14 protein-coding genes are annotated in these 16942 nt (G+C 39.7%); 6 read left to right on the top strand and 8 right to left on the bottom strand.

Features of this window, described 5'->3' with window-relative positions:
- Positions 1–83 precede the first annotated feature (83 nt).
- The 5 genes from pflB to H8787_RS01035 all read left to right on the top strand — a co-directional run bounded on the left by pflB (position 84) and on the right by H8787_RS01035 (position 6317).
- A complete protein-coding gene (gene pflB / locus H8787_RS01055; protein ID WP_006270642.1) occupies positions 84–2399 on the top strand; it encodes a formate C-acetyltransferase in 2316 nt (771 codons plus the stop codon).
- Between the two features lie 100 nt (positions 2400–2499).
- Positions 2500–3276 carry a threonine/serine exporter family protein gene (locus tag H8787_RS01050; protein ID WP_003070940.1) on the top strand — a complete coding sequence of 259 codons (777 nt, stop codon included), beginning with the start codon at positions 2500–2502 and terminating at the stop codon, positions 3274–3276.
- A 12-nt stretch (positions 3277–3288) separates the two neighbouring features.
- Positions 3289–3729 (top strand): threonine/serine exporter family protein, encoded by a 441-nt coding sequence (locus H8787_RS01045; protein ID WP_048800288.1) that lies wholly within the window; start codon positions 3289–3291, stop codon positions 3727–3729.
- Between the two features lie 133 nt (positions 3730–3862).
- A complete protein-coding gene (locus tag H8787_RS01040) occupies positions 3863–5035 on the top strand; it encodes a hydroxymethylglutaryl-CoA synthase (RefSeq protein ID WP_003070942.1) in 1173 nt (390 codons plus the stop codon).
- A gap of 1 nt (position 5036) precedes the next feature.
- Positions 5037–6317 (top strand): hydroxymethylglutaryl-CoA reductase, degradative, encoded by a 1281-nt coding sequence (locus H8787_RS01035; RefSeq protein ID WP_187328042.1) that lies wholly within the window; start codon positions 5037–5039, stop codon positions 6315–6317.
- Between the two features lie 28 nt (positions 6318–6345).
- Here H8787_RS01035 and fni read toward each other — a convergent pair whose 3' ends face one another.
- From fni to gla, 8 genes are all read right to left on the bottom strand, one after another.
- On the bottom strand, positions 6346–7362 hold the full coding sequence (fni, locus tag H8787_RS01030; protein WP_006270648.1) for a type 2 isopentenyl-diphosphate Delta-isomerase: 1017 nt from the start codon (positions 7360–7362) through the stop codon (positions 6346–6348).
- Entirely contained in the window at positions 7359–8357 is a 999-nt protein-coding gene (locus H8787_RS01025; protein WP_003070945.1) for a phosphomevalonate kinase, read from the bottom strand. Before H8787_RS01025 ends, fni begins: the two co-directional genes overlap by 4 nt.
- Positions 8350–9294, bottom strand: coding sequence for a diphosphomevalonate decarboxylase (mvaD, locus tag H8787_RS01020; protein ID WP_187328041.1), 945 nt, complete (start codon positions 9292–9294; stop codon positions 8350–8352). Before mvaD ends, H8787_RS01025 begins: the two co-directional genes overlap by 8 nt.
- Positions 9276–10154, bottom strand: a complete 879-nt coding sequence (gene mvk / locus H8787_RS01015; protein ID WP_187328040.1) for a mevalonate kinase — start codon at positions 10152–10154, stop codon at positions 9276–9278. The genes mvaD and mvk overlap by 19 nt, the downstream gene beginning before the upstream one ends.
- A 165-nt stretch (positions 10155–10319) precedes the next feature.
- Positions 10320–11255, bottom strand: coding sequence for a serine hydrolase domain-containing protein (locus H8787_RS01010; RefSeq protein WP_187328039.1), 936 nt, complete (start codon positions 11253–11255; stop codon positions 10320–10322).
- Entirely contained in the window at positions 11252–11992 is a 741-nt protein-coding gene (locus H8787_RS01005; RefSeq protein WP_049476312.1) for a CppA N-terminal domain-containing protein, read from the bottom strand. The genes H8787_RS01010 and H8787_RS01005 overlap by 4 nt, the downstream gene beginning before the upstream one ends.
- 81 nt (positions 11993–12073) lie before the next feature.
- Entirely contained in the window at positions 12074–13339 is a 1266-nt protein-coding gene (locus H8787_RS01000) for a DUF308 domain-containing protein (RefSeq protein ID WP_187328038.1), read from the bottom strand.
- Between the two features lie 338 nt (positions 13340–13677).
- Positions 13678–14529: an aquaglyceroporin Gla gene (gla, locus tag H8787_RS00995; RefSeq protein ID WP_006269234.1), complete on the bottom strand. Its 852-nt coding sequence runs from the start codon at positions 14527–14529 to the stop codon at positions 13678–13680.
- A 109-nt stretch (positions 14530–14638) separates the two neighbouring features.
- Between gla and H8787_RS00990 the strand changes: the two genes are divergently transcribed.
- The gene (locus H8787_RS00990) at positions 14639–16918 is read left to right on the top strand and encodes a Xaa-Pro dipeptidyl-peptidase (RefSeq protein ID WP_187328037.1); all 2280 of its coding nucleotides are present in this window, start codon (positions 14639–14641) and stop codon (positions 16916–16918) included.
- Positions 16919–16942 lie beyond the last annotated feature (24 nt).

Below are 16942 nucleotides of genomic sequence, written 5' to 3'. Positions count from 1 at the left end.
TTGTGGAAACGATTACTATATGATATACTTACTTTATAAATGTAACAGTTCTCTGTTGCTAGAAAGATACAAGAGGAAAAAACATGGTTGTTAAAACTGTTGTCGAAGCACAAGATATTTTTGACAAAGCCTGGGAAGGCTTCAAGGGTGAAGATTGGCGAGAAAAAGCCAGTGTATCTCGTTTTGTACAAGCAAACTACACTCCTTATGATGGAGATGAAAGTTTCTTAGCTGGACCAACTGAACGTTCTCTTCACATTAAAAAAATCATTGAAGATACAAAAGCACACTATGAAGAAACGCGTTTCCCAATGGATACACGCGCCACTTCAATCGCTGACATCCCAGCTGGATATATTGACAAAGATAATGAATTGATTTATGGTATCCAAAATGATGAATTGTTTAAATTGAACTTCATGCCAAAAGGTGGTATCCGTATGGCGGAAACTGCTTTGAAGGAACATGGCTATGAACCAGATCCTAAAATGCATGAAATTTTTACAAAATATGTAACAACTGTAAATGACGGTATTTTCCGTGCTTACACAACAAATATCCGCCGTGCACGCCATGCGCATACTGTTACAGGTTTGCCAGATGCTTACTCACGCGGACGTATCATTGGTGTTTACGCACGTCTTGCTCTTTACGGTGCAGATTACTTGATGGCAGAAAAAGTTGAAGATTGGAATGCCTTAACTGAAATTGACGAAGAAACAATCCGTCTCCGCGAAGAAATTAACCTTCAATACCAATCATTGAAAGAAGTTGTTCGCCTGGGTGACCTTTACGGACTTGATGTTCGTAGACCTGCAATGAATGTAAAAGAAGCTATCCAATGGGTGAATATCGCTTTCATGGCTGTCTGCCGTGTCGTAAATGGTGCTGCTACTTCTCTTGGACGTGTGCCAATCGTTCTTGATATTTATGCAGAACGCGACCTTGCTCGTGGTACTTTCACAGAATCAGAAATCCAAGAATTTGTTGATGACTTCGTCTTGAAACTTCGTACTGTAAAATTTGCTCGTACAAAAGCATACGATCAACTCTACTCAGGTGACCCAACCTTCATCACAACGTCTATGGCAGGTATGGGAAATGATGGTCGTCACCGTGTGACAAAAATGGACTACCGTTTCTTGAATACACTTGACAATATCGGTAACTCACCAGAGCCAAACTTAACAGTTCTTTGGACAGATAAATTACCATATGCATTCCGTCATTACTGCATGCACATGAGCCACAAGCACTCTTCTATCCAATACGAAGGTGTAACAACAATGGCGAAAGATGGCTATGGTGAAATGAGTTGTATTTCATGCTGTGTGTCTCCGCTTGACCCAGAAAATGAAGAACAACGCCATAACATCCAATACTTCGGGGCTCGTGTAAACGTGTTAAAAGCTCTTCTTACAGGTCTTAACGGTGGTTACGATGATGTTCACAAAGATTACAAAGTATTTGACATTGAACCTATTCGTGATGAAGTCCTTAACTTTGATACTGTTAAGGCAAACTTTGAAAAATCGCTCGATTGGTTGACAGATACTTACGTAGATGCATTGAATATCATTCACTACATGACAGATAAGTACAACTACGAAGCTGTTCAAATGGCCTTCTTGCCAACCCACCAACGTGCTAATATGGGATTTGGTATCTGTGGATTTGCCAATACAGTTGATACATTGTCAGCTATTAAGTATGCGACGGTCAAACCAATCCGTGACGAAAATGGTTATATCTACGACTACGAAACTACTGGCGAATACCCACGTTGGGGCGAAGACGATCCTCGCTCAAACGAATTGGCTGAATGGTTGATTGAAGCTTACACTACTCGTCTGCGCAGCCACAAACTCTACAAGAACGCAGAAGCTACTGTATCCCTTCTTACAATCACTTCGAACGTTGCCTACTCTAAACAAACTGGTAACTCACCGGTCCACAAAGGGGTATACCTCAACGAAGATGGTTCAGTGAACTTATCTAAATTGGAATTTTTCTCACCAGGTGCGAACCCATCTAACAAAGCTCGTGGTGGTTGGTTGCAAAACCTCAACTCACTAGCCAGCCTTGACTTTGGCTATGCAGCAGATGGTATCTCTCTCACTACACAAGTTTCACCTCGTGCTCTTGGTAAGACTCGTGAAGAACAAGTGGATAACTTGGTCACAATTCTTGACGGTTACTTTGAAAATGGAGGACAACACGTCAACTTGAACGTTATGGATCTTAAAGATGTCTATGATAAGATTATGAATGGTGAAGATGTTATCGTTCGTATCTCAGGTTACTGTGTCAATACCAAATACCTTACTAAAGAACAAAAAACTGAATTGACTCAACGTGTCTTCCACGAAGTGCTTTCAATGGATGATGCCCTTAGCTAATTCAATTCTATTCTCAAAAACCAGTTGGAAATTCCAGCTGGTTTTCTTCTTTTTTATGCTATAATAGAGATATTGTTAGTTAAAAGAAAAGGGTGTACAGATGGTAGAGAAAAGAGATGTAGAAAGGGAAGACAAATTTAATCTAACTGTTGATGTCCTGATGTTAGCAGGTACGCTTCTACTTCAAAGTGGTTCTGAAATTTATCGGGTGGAAGATACCATGATTCGGATTGCTCATTCTCAAGGAATTATGGATTGTAATGCACTCGCAATGCCAGTTGCTATTTTCTTTTCAATTGAAAACACCAATATTTCGCGTATGAAACGGATTACTCACTCAAATTATAATATTGAAAAAGTATGTGATGTCAATCAAGTATCACGCGAGCTTGTTAGTGGAGATATCACTCTTGAAGAAGCGTTTGAGAAATTAGCTCAGCTAAAAAAGAAAAAAGCGCCTTATACAAATAAACAGCTAACGCTAGCTGCTACTATTAGTGCCCCTTTTTTCTCCATCATGTTTGGTGGCAATCTCTATGATGCACTCGGAGCTGCTCTTGCGACCTTCTTTGGCTTTTCTTTTTCTCTTTTGGTTAATAAATATGTGCGTATTCCCTTTGTCACAGCTTTTGCCGGTGCTTTTGTTTTTGGACTGCTGGCACAAATCTGGGCACGCTATTCTGGCTTTCCTTCAAGTGCTGACTTAATCATCGCAGGTGCTGTCATGCCTTTTGTTCCTGGTATTGCTCTAACCAATGCTGTACGTGATTTAATGACCAATCATCTCAACTCTGGAATGAGCAAAATCTTTGAAACATTGCTAATTACCCTAGCGCTAGGAGCAGGCACTTCCGTAGCTCTCGTCCTAATGAAATAAAAGGTGAATCCATTGATTGTCTTACTACAAGCTGCCGCAAGTTTTCTTGCGATTGTAACGTTCTTAATCGTTTTAAATGTTCAAAAAAGCATACTCATTCCAGGGGGAGCTCTTGGAATGTTTATCTGGCTATTATATTATGTACTAAAAGGTCCGACAAATGTCATCATTGCTACGTTCATCGCAGCTATTATTGGGTCTTGCACTAGTCAAGTGTTGAGTATTCTCTACAAAACGCCCGCAGTCGTTTTTATCTTAGCCATTTTGGCTCCTTTGGTTCCAGGTTACCTTTCCTATCGTACAACCGCTTTTTTCGTTACCGGAAATTATAGCCACGCTATGGTAAATGCCACACTAGTGGTAATTCTGGCCTTAGTGATTTCGATCGGAATGGCAAGTGGCACAGTGGTGCTTAGACTATACCATTATCTACAAAAGCATCGCTCCTCATAATTCGACATAACTCCTGAAAATGTCCCAAGTCTTTCTTTTCGCAAGAAGGCTTTTTTCTCAGTTTCCACTTTAATTATGATAAAATGGAATAGAATAAGTTTGGTATCAAATCGAAAAATATATAGAGGTAATGATGAACATTGGAATTGATAAAATTGGCTTTGCAACAGCCAATTATGTATTAAAGTTAGCCGATTTAGCAGAGGCACGTAATATTGCGCCAGAAAAATTAAGTAAGGGACTTCTGGTAAAGGAATTCAGTGTCGCTCCTGTTACAGAAGATATTGTAACGATGGGAGCAAGCGCTGCAGCAGCCATTTTGACAGAAGAAGATAAAAATGAGATTGACATGGTTATCGTAGCCAGCGAATCTGGAATTGACCAAAGCAAGGCTTCCGCTGTTTTTGTTCATGGTCTACTCAGAATTCAGCCATTCGCACGCAGCTTTGAAATGAAAGAGGCTTGCTATAGCGCTACTGCCGCACTGGATTATGCGAAGCTGCATGTTGAAAAGCGTCCTAGTTCAAAAGTATTGGTCATTGCAAGTGACATTGCCAAATACGGTATTGAAACACCGGGAGAGCCAACACAAGGGGCTGGAGCAGTGGCTATGCTCATCACAAATAACCCACGGATTCTCATTTTTAATGAAGATAATGTTGCTCAGACGCGAGATATTATGGACTTTTGGCGACCAAATTATTCTACAACGCCGTTTGTCAATGGTCTATATTCTACTCAGCAATATTTGGATAGTTTAGAAACGACTTGGATAGAATATCAAAAACGCAACCAAGTGTCCTTAAAAGATTTTGCAGCAGTTTGCTTCCATCTGCCTTATCCCAAACTAGCCTTAAAAGGGCTGAAAAAGATTATGGATAAGAGTTTGCCAATTGAGCAGCAAGAGCAACTACAAGCGAATTTCAAGCAATCTATTCTTTACAGCCAAAAGGTTGGGAATATCTACACAGGCTCTCTCTTTTTAGGTCTACTTTCTCTGCTTGAAAATAGTACGTCTCTTAAAGCAAGTGACCGGATTGCACTTTTTAGCTATGGGAGCGGGGCTGTGTCAGAAATCTTTAGTGGTCAGCTCGTAGCAGGCTTTAAGCAGCAACTGCAAACCAATCATATGGAAATACTCAACAATCGCACGCTGTTAAGCATTCCAGATTATGAGAAACTATTTTTTGAAGAAGCAAATCTGGATAAAAACGGATCTGCTAGCTTTACAAACTATGAAAACCAAGACTTTGCTTTAGCAGAAATTGTTGAGCACCAACGTAGATACATCAAGGTGGAAAAATAACATGAAGTTAAGTTGGACAGGTTTTTCTAAAAAATCGCTACAAGAACGATTAAAGCTCCTGCAAGATTATCACTTGCTAACCGAAAACAATCAAGCAAACCTTGAATATAATCACACACTTCCTCTTTCAACGGCTGATCAGATGAGCGAAAATGTCATCGGAACCTTTGCCCTTCCTTACGCCTTCGTTCCCGATGTCATGGTAGACGGACAAGTTTATCAAGTTCCTTTTGTAACAGAAGAACCTTCTGTCGTTGCGGCTGCCAGCTTTGCAGCAAAAATGATTAAACGTTCTGGAGGCTTCAAAACAACCATTCACAATCGCCAAATGATTGGACAAGTTGCCCTTTATCATGTGCCAGATATTAAAAATGCCATAAACAACATTCAGGAAAAGAAGCAAAAGTTACTAGAATTGGCAAATCAAGCCCATCCATCAATTGTCAAACGTGGAGGTGGAGCACGCCATTTGCATGCAGAATACCTAAATGGTGAAGCTGAATTTCTAATCGTCTACCTAACAGTTGACACCCAAGAAGCTATGGGAGCCAATATCCTCAATACCATGCTAGAAGCATTAAAAACACCATTAGAAGAGTTATCTGGTGGTAAAAGCTTGATGGCAATTTTATCAAATTATGCGACGGAAGCCTTAGTAACTGCCACCTGTGAAATTGATATCCGTTTTCTCGACCGAAATAAGTCAGAAGCCCTTGATATTGCTAAGAAAATAGTGTTAGCAAGCCAATTTGCCAAGCAAGATCCTTATCGCGCCAGCACCCACAACAAAGGAATCTTCAATGGGATTGACGCCGTCGTACTGGCAACAGGAAATGACTGGCGGGCAATTGAAGCGGGCGCACATGCCTATGCTAGCAGAAATGGAACTTATCAAGGATTGACGACTTGGTCCATCAAGGAAGCTTCTCAAACACTCTACGGAGAGATTACTCTTCCACTTCCCATCGCTACAAAAGGCGGTTCCATCGGACTCAATCCTACAGTAGAAGTTAGCTTTGACTTGCTAAACCAACCAACCGCCAAAGAGTTAGCCAGTATCATTGCGTCTATTGGTTTAGCACAAAACTTTGCGGCTTTGAAAGCACTGGTCAGTACCGGCATTCAGCAGGGTCACATGAAACTGCAAGCTAAATCTCTCGCTCTTTTAGCCGGAGCTCAAGACACAGAAATCTCTCCTTTGGTTTCTCAACTCATTTCCGAGAAAAATTTTAGTCTCAAAAGAGCACAAGAAATTTTAGAAGACTTTCGTCAAAAATCATAAGCAAAAAAGAATCCGATAAGTGAACAACTCATCGGGTTTCTTTTTTCATTTGATTTTGTGCTTCTCGCAAACGTCCATACAAAAGATAAGGTACTTGCCTTAACTCCGTCAAATTTTGACAAGCAAGTGCACACATAATCAAGCGTATATCTTCCTTCCAACTATTGATAATAGAAATGACTTCGGTTACTGAATACCTCTCGATTAATTCTAACATCGTGCGCGAAAGCCCAACAGCTTTAGCGCCTAAAACAAATGCCTTAACCATATCAAGCGGCTGACGTACTCCGCCGCTAACAAGAAGGTCCATTTTATCCATCATCGACCGAGCATTCAATAAGGCTTGGAGAGTAGACTGCCCCCAATCATTGAGATAATCTCGATTGCCGCCACGCCTGTTTTCAATATAGGCGAAGCTCGTTCCGCCACGTCCAGAAAGGTCTACTGTTCGGATACCCAAGTCATAAGCCGTTTGAATCGTCGCTAAGTCCATACCAAAACCAACTTCTTTTAGTACGATTGGAACTGTGCTTTTTTCAGCATAGTCTTTTAAATGTGCTCGCCAAGTTTTAAAGGAGCGTTCTCCTTCTGGCATGAGCAATTCTTGCATGAGGTTCACATGCACTTGCAAAAAAAGAGGATGAAGAGCTGTGATTGCATGCTGACCTAACTCATACGGCTTATCCAGCCCAATATTCGTTGCAAGGAGTAGATCTGGCTTATCTTTTTTAACGGCATAAGAATCATCCGCTGGATTATTCAAAGCAGCACTGTAAGATCCTGTGACAAACAGAATACCGCACGCTTCCGCTACTTGAGCTAAGCGTTGATTGATGTCTTTCCCCTTCTCGCTTCCACCTGTCATAGCATTAATGTAAAACGGAAACTCCCAGTCTCTACCTGCAAAATGCGTTGTTACATCAATCTCGTCCAAATCATACTTAGGAAGCGAGCAATGAATGAGCTCCATGTCATCAAAACTATTATAAGGCGACTCGTACTTGAGTGCGTACTTTATGTGTTCATCTTTACGATTTCGGCTCATCTATCCCACCTCTCCTTATATAAAACCTCGATTCCTGCCGCTTGCCAACGCTCCACTAAGATTTGACTGGCTTCGGAATCAAAAGACAAGGCTATGCCACAATCACCACCGCCAGCACCGCTGCTTTTTGCCATACAGTCCAATCCTTGACTAGACCTTTTTAAAGCTCTCAATTTTTCATTATAAATAGCAGGGCTAAGTTGCAGCAGGAGGCAACTAACTTTTTCTAGACTTTGCTTCACAATTTCTTTCTCACCAACAAGCAACGCTTTCTCCAGTCGAAGGACTTCTTCTTGCGTTTGTGTTAAAAAGCTTGATGAGATTTTTGCTTTGACTTGATTGATGAGAACGCTAGAAATAGCTGGTTCTCTCGTCCAGCCCACGAGGAAATCACATGGAAGCTGTGGATGGATTGTCCGGATAATGTATCCCCAATCTTGTGTCACTATCTTTTCTAAAGGAAGCTCATTGATCTGCTCTGCTATTTTTTTTCGATTAAAAGATTGGTAATAAATCAAGTCCTCATAGGCGATACAAGCTACATCCCCCATTGAACCATTATCTCCCCGTTTAAGGAGGACATAGGCTGCCAACTTAAAGGTTTCATCCGCAGATAATGGCACATCAAACAAAGATGCTATCGCCCTTATCGTCACAACCACTACGCTACCACTAGACCCCAAACCGATTTTTTTCCCATCTCGTTCCATTTTTCCAGTAATGGTTAAAGAAAACGGGCTTAATGAAATAGATTGACTTTGTAAAAACTCATTCATGACAGCAACCGTGTCTTGAATGAGACTGTAATCATCATCAGGTGTCAGATCCACAGCATGGTCAAACATATCTGAAAATAAGTGATACTGTTCAGCAAAATGAATTTTCCCAGTCATGTAGATAGGAATATGTTTCAAAATCGCTCCTTGCCCCGCCGTCAAGACAGAATATTCTCCTGCTAAATATAATTTCCCACATGTTCTTACTGTCTTAGTCATCTGGTAATTCCTTCGTTTTAGAAACAATGAGATGATATTTTTCAGCAAATATTGGTACTAAATGTTCCAAATCTTCTTCTAAGCACAAAACTTTTACATTTGGCCCTGCATCCATGGTGAAATAGCAGCGCTCTCCCTCACTTCGTAATTGCTTAACAAAATCCATCGCTTCATAAGTTTTCTCGGTCAAATAAGAAAAAGGGGGGGTTGCAGTCTGAGTGGTAGCATGCATGGCAAGTGCATTTTTTTCTGTTAGTTCTCCAATTTTAGAAAAATGATTGTTAGAAAGATAAATCAGCATAGCTTTGTAATCTTCTTCTGACTGTCTCACCCAATCATCAAATATTGTTGAAGTTTCTGCACACCGTTTCATACCTTCACGACTCGAAATAGGCTTTTTCTGATCATATAAGACCAACATAATCATGGCTAATTTCAAATCCGTCTTTACTGGATAAATTTCACCGCTATCTTTGTCCCAAGCCGAAATTGGACCATAAAAGCTCCGCGAAGACGAGCCAGAAGCTAATTTTGCTTTTTGTGCCAGTTGTTTTGTGGACAAGTGTAGTCCAAAAAATTCATTGCATGCCTTAACGAGGGCAGATAAACCGCTTGAACTAGAAGATAACCCTGCTGCTGTCGGCATATTATTTTTTGTATCAATTCGCACAAACCCAGATCCTGCAGGACGGAAACGATCTATAATTTCACTCATTTTTTTGTGTTCAGTTTGATCTTGCAAAATACCATTGATGTAAAATTCATCTGACTGGGCACTGACCGGCAAACTTGATAAGCTCGTTTCTGTGTACATATTTTCCAAGGTCAAAGAAATGCTGCTCGTCGCAGGAATCATCTTAGCAGTATCTTTCTTACCCCAATATTTGATAATGGCAATATTAGCATAAGACCGCACGTTTACAGACTTTCGATCCATGTATGCACCGCTCCTTTCTCTCTCAATAACTGGGATAGCCAACTAGCTTTTTCTTTGTTAACCACTAGAGCAATGATGCAACCGCCAAGACCACCACCGCTCATTTTCGCACCAAGTGCTCCATTTGCTTGCGCCATAGAAACCAGTTTATCTGCTTCTGGGCAACTAACACCTAAACTTTTTAGGCTGAGATGAGCTTCTGACATAGCCATACCAATTGCTTCTAAATCTTTAATTTTCAACGCTGCTTCAACTTCATTCGTCAATTTACCAAGCTGATGCAAATGTGGCAAAGCCCTTCTTCCAATACTCTCCACCTTTTGAATCGCTTCGCGTGTATGCCCATAAATCCCTGTGTCTGCTATCACAAGATAAGCTCCAAGATTCGTCTCGAACTCTGAAAAACCAACATTTTTGATAAATTTAATAGCACGATCGCTCAAGCAAGTCTTCGCATCCAATCCACTCGGATTCATGTGGGCAATCATCTCCGCTCGATTCGCTAAAATCTCAAGAGTTTCTTTATCTAAATCTTGTTCATAATAGTCAAAGACAGCTCGAATCGCAGCAATGCTCACTGCCGCAGAAGAACCCATTCCCCGCTTTTCAGGTACCATTGATTCAATCTCGCACCGAATATCAGCCTCTTGTATCCCTAAAAATTCTAAAGAAGCAAAAACCGCCATAGAGAGGGTATCTTCCTCGTATAAAACCCATGTATGATTTGACGGTAGAATACGACAAGTCACTTCGATATTATTTAAAGGCAAGGCTAACGCAGGGTAACCATATACAACAGCATGTTCCCCTATCAAAATAATTTTACTATGTGCCCGACCGACACCTACTTTTTTCGTCATAGTCTCTCTCTATATCACATACTTCATCTATTATTTTAATATAATTCAGAGAAAAAAGCGATCGTTATTTTTCAATTCCTTTTATATTATAAACTAATTTATTTCAACCCTTAAAACAGCGAAAAAGAGCAGGAAACCCAGCTCTTACTCTTACTGTCTTCATTTTTACAGTTCTTGTTTTATAAAATCCATGAGCTTATTGCGTTCTAAAATCCACTGCTCACGTTCATCCTTCTCATACGTCCGATTGGAAAGAAAAATAACTGCTTTCTGCTGCGCACGATTAAGCATAATAAACGTTCCTGTATAACCTGTGTGTTGCAACCATTCTCCATCTAAATCCCAAGCAAGACTGCGCTTTTTCCCAACTTCTCTTGAAAAATTTTGCGTCAAGATTGCTGCGAAATCATCCTGCAAATAATGTTCCAAAAATATTTCTAAATCTTGAACAGTAGAAAACAGACCCGCACTCCCTGCATGTCTGCCCAATACACGCGCTTTTGGGTCATGTACAATTCCTGCTTTTACACCACGAACAGTCGGAACTGCCTGTGCGACAGGTCCAAAGACTGTTTTTTTCATATTCCATGGTTGAAAAATCTTCTGCTTAAATATGTCAGTCAAAGATTGACCAAAGATTTCTTCCAACATAAACCCTAACAACAAGAAATTCACATCTGTATAACGAAAACTCTTGTCGTCTAGTACTGTCAAATGATTCAAGGCATCCGTTAATTCTGTGGCATTGAGTTTATTACGATTGGGAATAAAAGGATCGACCCCTGATGTGTGAGTGGCTAGCTGCCTCACCGTGACAGAATCATCCTGAAAAGCTGGGTAGTAATTCGTCAAAGGCTGATTAAGATCAACAGCTTGCTGATCCACCAAGAAAGCAAGTATCGTTCCGACACCCACAACCTTACTGACGCTTGCCAAGTCATACAATAATCCCGCCCGACTTTTCTCACCCTGTTCAGGATTGCTCTCACCAAAATAGTATTCTTGCCACTTTCCATGAGCATATAAAGCTAAGCTAGCTCCAGGATAGATTTGCTGCAATATCTGCCGTTCGACTTTTGAGAGAATCTTATTCAAACTCATACTGCTTCAATCCAAACTTCAATCTGGCTGTCATCTTTTGTTAAGAAAAATTTACCCGATTTAGGTATAAAATTTTCTCTTCCTTGAAATAAGGTTTGCAAAGCTGCTACGTCGAACTGTTCAACGGTAAATTTAAACATTGCCAAGTCCCAAGTTTGACTGCTCTCTATCACCAAATCCGGCCCATCTGCTTGTGAGAATGCTAGAATAGACTGATTTTCTAGCCATTCCCGATAAAAAGTGACTGCCTTTTCCTCATCTAGAACGTTAATCTGAATTTTCTCTATGGTAAATTGACTAAGTCCAATAAAATCCTCTAGTGGCTCAAATGCTGGGGCTATCAGCATTCTATCCAAAGTCGTCCAGTCTTCCTCACTATGCAATAAAAACTTATCTCCTTCTGGAGAGCTTGCTTCAAAGGCATAACCATTTTTCCCTTGATACAGCGTATCAATCTTATTGCCACGCGCTAAAAGTGCTTCAATTTCTCGTGGATTGGCTACTTTGATAATAATTTTAGCTAATTTCTTTGTTCCTACAACTTTGCGAGTCCGCATACTGGGTGACTCTTCTAGCTGTAATTTTTCAACCTTTGTTTGATCTCCAAGACTGACAAAAGCTCCTTCTTCTAACAGATCTTTCATCCCTAAAGTTTGACAATAAAAAGCTAGATTGTTTTTCCGATTGTTGATTTTCAATACCGGTATCATATTTACAATTTTATTTGTTGAACGCATAACTTCCTCCAAGCCTTTCTATTTTAAATAATTTTTGTATATTTTACAAATATTTATGTTCAAATAGAAAAAATTGTACTATTACTGATAAATATTTTGCGCCACTACCAAATCATTTGCTGACTCAAATTCATATTGCAGATAAGATTGATAAGTTCCCGGAGTAATAATCCCACGCATATCTAAAATAGCTGTTCCAGCCTGTCCAATGATACTATCTGCAAGCAAGCAGCAATTAGTAGACAGGATAAAATAGGTTTTAAACTGACTCGTTTTAAACTTATATAATTGAGCTCCTAATCCATGCTTCAATTTATAAGCATATGTATGGTCATTATTTTTTAACTCAGCCGATGGATTCCACACTGCTAGTAGTTCATCAATTTCAGCCAAGCGTTTCTCCACAGCGATCTTCTGCTCATCCGTCAAATATAAACCATAGCCAAACAAGGTTTTCTTGCTTTCTTGCTTACACAGTTCAATATAAGCATCTTTATCCACTTTAAACAAAACACCATCTCCAATCGTGCCAAATAAACGCTCTGAAAAGACATCATAACTGCCATAAGAAATAACTTTTCCTTGATAGCAAATATCAACATGCCCAATCATCCCAAAAAGATTTTGATCCGATGTATGAACGAGCACTTCTAAGTCAACCGACTTTTGATCATTTTGAATACGGCTGTAAACTTTTTGGTGACCTCGTTTTTCACCCTGCAACAAATGATTGAAACGATTCAATTGCTCTGCTGGGAAAAAGGCGGCAATAATGACAGGCAGATTAATCCGAATACGATGCCAAAGCTGTTTTTGTTCCAAATCTGTATTGAAAAAAGCACCATCACGAACATTGGAAAAGCCTAACAGTATCAGGTAAATACCAACGATCAAAAATTGTAAACGCCCATCTGTACTGGGTGAAAAAATGGTTGTTAAACCAATTCCTCCATAAAGTACGGTATCAAAAAAATAGCGAAAACCACCTTTTAATTTATTTTGACGATAAAGAAGATAAGTAATGCCATAGACAGCTGCCGTACACAGTTGATAGCATCCTAATATGATAATGACAATATTGACCGGCAAATTACTGGCACGATTAAGAAAACCAACAACCAGTCCTACAAGAACATGAAAAAAAGCAGAGCTAAGACTAATACGATTCTTCTTGACTAAAAAACGAAAGAAGAGGTTGCTAACTCCGACAAATATAAAGTAGATAACTAATAAATCTAGAGCGAATTTTGTAACATCAACACCATTTGCGATAATAATGACTCCAAAAAGAATCGCCAAAATGCCGAATAACAGTGTCCGTCTGCCACTTAATCTATCTAATTCCATCTCATCTCTCCCAAATAAAAGATGGGAGCAGGACAAAATCGGTATTTCGCAAAAAACGATTTTGCCTTCTCACTCCCGCATAATGACTAACTTTGTTGTCATTTTTCACACAGCAAGAATTTAGAACTACCAGTCAACCACTGCGTTTCGTTGTAAAAATAATATATATTGTAAGAGGCTGAAACATTTTGGTCTCAAACTCATTGCATTTGTTATCTCTAACCTGTCAGTATAACATTTTCACTCAGTAAGCGTCTAGTCATTTTCCCATTTTTAGCTCAATCTATCGCTTGCCCATCAAAAAACGGCTCGCCAGAACCGTTCTTCATTTTTACAGATTATCCATAAATCAACTTGTAAAGTGCCACAGCAACAATACCGGCAAGAATCGGAGATACGACTGGTACCCAAGCATACCACCACTTTGAATCTCCTTTATGTTCACCAAGAACTGATTTCGGAAGAAGGAAGTGAAGAATACGTGGACCTAAGTCACGTGCAGGGTTCAGACCTGGACCTGTAGGACCACCGAGTGATGTTACCAATGCCATCACAAGAAAACCAAGCGCTAAATGAGCCACAGCGAGACCAGCATTGATGTGGGATCCAATGGCAACTTTTCCTTGAAGTTGTGTTGCATCAACTCCTCGAGTTGCAGCGTATTTGATAACTTCTGCACCAAAATAATTTTTGGTCATCGCCATTGCCGCAAAGAACAGCACAAATGATCCAATAAATTCATTGATAAAACCGTTTATCATAGAAGCAGCATGTGATTGCTTGCTTCCATCATCTGTATTCACAATGGTTGAGAACGAACCCAAAATAGCATTTGGATTGGTTGTTTGTAAGTAATAAGGACGGTGACTTGCTACTACTAGTGCTTGACCAAACATTGCTCCTAATAACTGTGCAATAATGTAAGGTGCGACTTGCACCCAAGGGAAGTAACCGCTAATCGCAAGTCCTAGTGTGAAAGCAGGATTGATATGGTTTCCTGATACATTTCCAAACATAAGAGCAGGAATCATAACCCCCATACCGTAACCAACTGCAATGACTAACCAGCCACTTTGATGACCTTTCGTACCCTTTAACTCAACATTGGCAACAGCTCCGTTCCCCAAGATAATGAGAATTGCCGTTCCAAGAAATTCTGTAATATATTTCACAATCCATGTGACGTCCATTTTTGTTCTCCTCTTTCATTAAAAAATTTTAGACAAATCCTATTTTATCAGTTACAATGGATAATGTAAAGGTTATTTTTTGACAAAATGTAAAAAAAGGAGTAAAAATATGCGTTACAACCAGTATAGTTATACACCAGAAACAAGCGAAAAAATCCTAGCTGAAATGGAAAGCATTGGATTTTCTTTCCGCCAAGAGTATTCTGATAAAGAAAATTTAGAGACTTTTGTACGTAAAACTTTTTTTAATTATAAAAATACAGACTATGCCTTAAAATCTTTGGTTGCCAATTCAAAAACAGATTTACTCAGCTTTTTTACGTCCAATCAGGAATTGACAGCAAAAATTTTTTATACGATTGCTTTTCAATTGCTAGAATTTGTGCCATTTGTTGACTTTGACGATGTAGAAAAGTTCCGAAAAAACGTAAATTTCCCCATTATCTATGGAAACCTACTTGAAAATCTCTATCAGTTGCTCAATACGCGCACCAAAAATGGTAATCTTTTGATTGACAAACTCATCAGCGACGGCTTGATCCCCGAAGACAACACCTATCACTATTTCAACGGAAAGAGTTTAGCTACTTTTACTAGTCACAATGCTATCCGTGAAGTTGCCTATGTAGAATCGCGCGTGGATACTGATAAGGATAGTCTACCTGATTTGATTAAGGTCAGTATCATTCGTCCTCGTTTTGACGGACAAATTCCTGCTGTCATGACTGCTAGCCCTTACCACCAAGGAACGAATGATAAAGCTAGCGACAAAGCTCTTTATAATATGAATATGGATTTGGCAAAAAAAGAGGCTGGAAAAATTACTGTTCATGAACCAGAAGTGCACTTGATTGAGCCTCAAGGACAAGCTACATTAGTTGAGCAAGCAGAAGAAATACTCGGTCATATCGGAACTTATACACTCAATGACTACCTTCTTCCTCGTGGTTTTGCTAATTTATATGTATCAGGTGTGGGAACAAAGGACTCTGACGGTCTTATGACGAGCGGAGATTATTATCAAATCGAGGCTTATAAAAATGTTATTGATTGGTTAAATGGTCGCTGTCGTGCTTTTACTGACCATACCAGACAACGAGAAATCAAAGCCACTTGGTCCAATGGGAAGGTTGCTACAACAGGAATCTCTTACCTCGGAACTCTGTCAAATGGGCTGGCTACAACTGGCGTAGATGGTCTTGAGGTCATTATTGCTGAAGCTGGCATTTCTTCTTGGTACAATTATTATCGTGAAAATGGTTTGGTGACAAGTCCTGGGGGCTATCCTGGTGAAGATTTTGACTCTTTGACTGAATTAACTTACTCACGCAACCTCTTAGCTGGTGAAAATCTTCGTCACAATACTGCATATCAAGCTCATCTGGCGGAATTAAAAGAAAATCTAGATCGTAAAACGGGCGACTATAATCAATTTTGGCATGATCGCAATTACCTTATCCATGCCCACAAAGTCAAAGCTGAGGTTGTCTTTACGCACGGATCGCAAGACTGGAATGTCAAACCGCTGAATGTTTACAATATGTTCCACGCACTACCAAAACATCTCAAAAAACATCTATTTTTCCATAACGGCGCTCACGTTTACATGAACAATTGGCAATCCATTGATTTTCGTGAAGCTATGAATGCACTTCTTAGTAAGAAACTACTGAATTACGATTCACGCTTTGAATTACCAACTGTGATTTGGCAAGACAATCGTCAGGCTCAAAGTTGGCTGTCTTTAGAAACATTTGGCGATCAGAAGTACGGCACTCATTTCAACCTAGGTAAAGGCACACAAATTATCCCAAACCAATATGCTCAAGAAGACTACGACCGTTTTAGCAAAACTTATCAGACTTTCAAAAATGAACTTTTTGACGGAAAACTCAATCAAGTGACAGTGAATGTGACACTGGAAAAAGATTTATTCTTAAATGGCCCTGTTAAACTTAACCTTCGCCTTAAATCCAGTACTGATAAAGGCTTGATTTCTGCACAATTACTGGATGTTGGTCAAGCTAAACGGCTCCTTCCACTACCTAGTGTACTTGCACCAAAAGCTATGGATAACGGTCGCTTTTATATGTTAGAACATTTGATGGAATTACCCTTCAAAGAAACACCACATCGCGTCATCACCAAAGGTTTCCTAAATCTTCAAAATCGCACTGATTTGCTAACAGTCGAAGAAGCCACACCAGATCAATGGATGGAATTTTCTTTTGAACTTCAACCCACTATCTATAAAATGGCAGCAGGTGATACACTCCGTCTTGTCCTTTATACTACTGACTTTGAACACACTGTCCGTGATAATACCGACTATCACTTAACAATTGATTTAGAAAAATCTAGCCTAGATATACCAGATGTGTTAAAATAAAATCATAACTATTGAATATTAAGG

This window comes from Streptococcus sp. NSJ-72 (assembly GCF_014334035.1).
GTDB classification, from domain to species: domain Bacteria; phylum Bacillota; class Bacilli; order Lactobacillales; family Streptococcaceae; genus Streptococcus; species Streptococcus constellatus.
Note: the sequence above shows the minus strand (reverse complement) of the source record. Positions and strands in the feature narration are given on the sequence as shown.

Bases quoted from the DNA above. Each gene is read 5' to 3' on its own strand.
- pflB (WP_006270642.1), top strand. From the start codon at position 84: ATGGTTGTTAAAACTGTTGTCGAAGCACAAGATATTTTTGACAAAGCC.
- H8787_RS01050 (WP_003070940.1), top strand. From the start codon at position 2,500: ATGGTAGAGAAAAGAGATGTAGAAAGGGAAGACAAATTTAATCTAACT.
- H8787_RS01040 (WP_003070942.1), top strand. From the start codon at position 3,863: ATGAACATTGGAATTGATAAAATTGGCTTTGCAACAGCCAATTATGTA.
- H8787_RS01035 (WP_187328042.1), top strand. From the start codon at position 5,037: ATGAAGTTAAGTTGGACAGGTTTTTCTAAAAAATCGCTACAAGAACGA.
- fni (WP_006270648.1), bottom strand. From the start codon at position 7,362: ATGAGCCGAAATCGTAAAGATGAACACATAAAGTACGCACTCAAGTAC.
- H8787_RS01025 (WP_003070945.1), bottom strand. From the start codon at position 8,357: ATGACTAAGACAGTAAGAACATGTGGGAAATTATATTTAGCAGGAGAA.
- mvaD (WP_187328041.1), bottom strand. From the start codon at position 9,294: ATGGATCGAAAGTCTGTAAACGTGCGGTCTTATGCTAATATTGCCATT.
- mvk (WP_187328040.1), bottom strand. From the start codon at position 10,154: ATGACGAAAAAAGTAGGTGTCGGTCGGGCACATAGTAAAATTATTTTG.
- H8787_RS01010 (WP_187328039.1), bottom strand. From the start codon at position 11,255: ATGAGTTTGAATAAGATTCTCTCAAAAGTCGAACGGCAGATATTGCAG.
- H8787_RS01005 (WP_049476312.1), bottom strand. From the start codon at position 11,992: ATGCGTTCAACAAATAAAATTGTAAATATGATACCGGTATTGAAAATC.
- H8787_RS01000 (WP_187328038.1), bottom strand. From the start codon at position 13,339: ATGGAATTAGATAGATTAAGTGGCAGACGGACACTGTTATTCGGCATT.
- gla (WP_006269234.1), bottom strand. From the start codon at position 14,529: ATGGACGTCACATGGATTGTGAAATATATTACAGAATTTCTTGGAACG.
- H8787_RS00990 (WP_187328037.1), top strand. From the start codon at position 14,639: ATGCGTTACAACCAGTATAGTTATACACCAGAAACAAGCGAAAAAATC.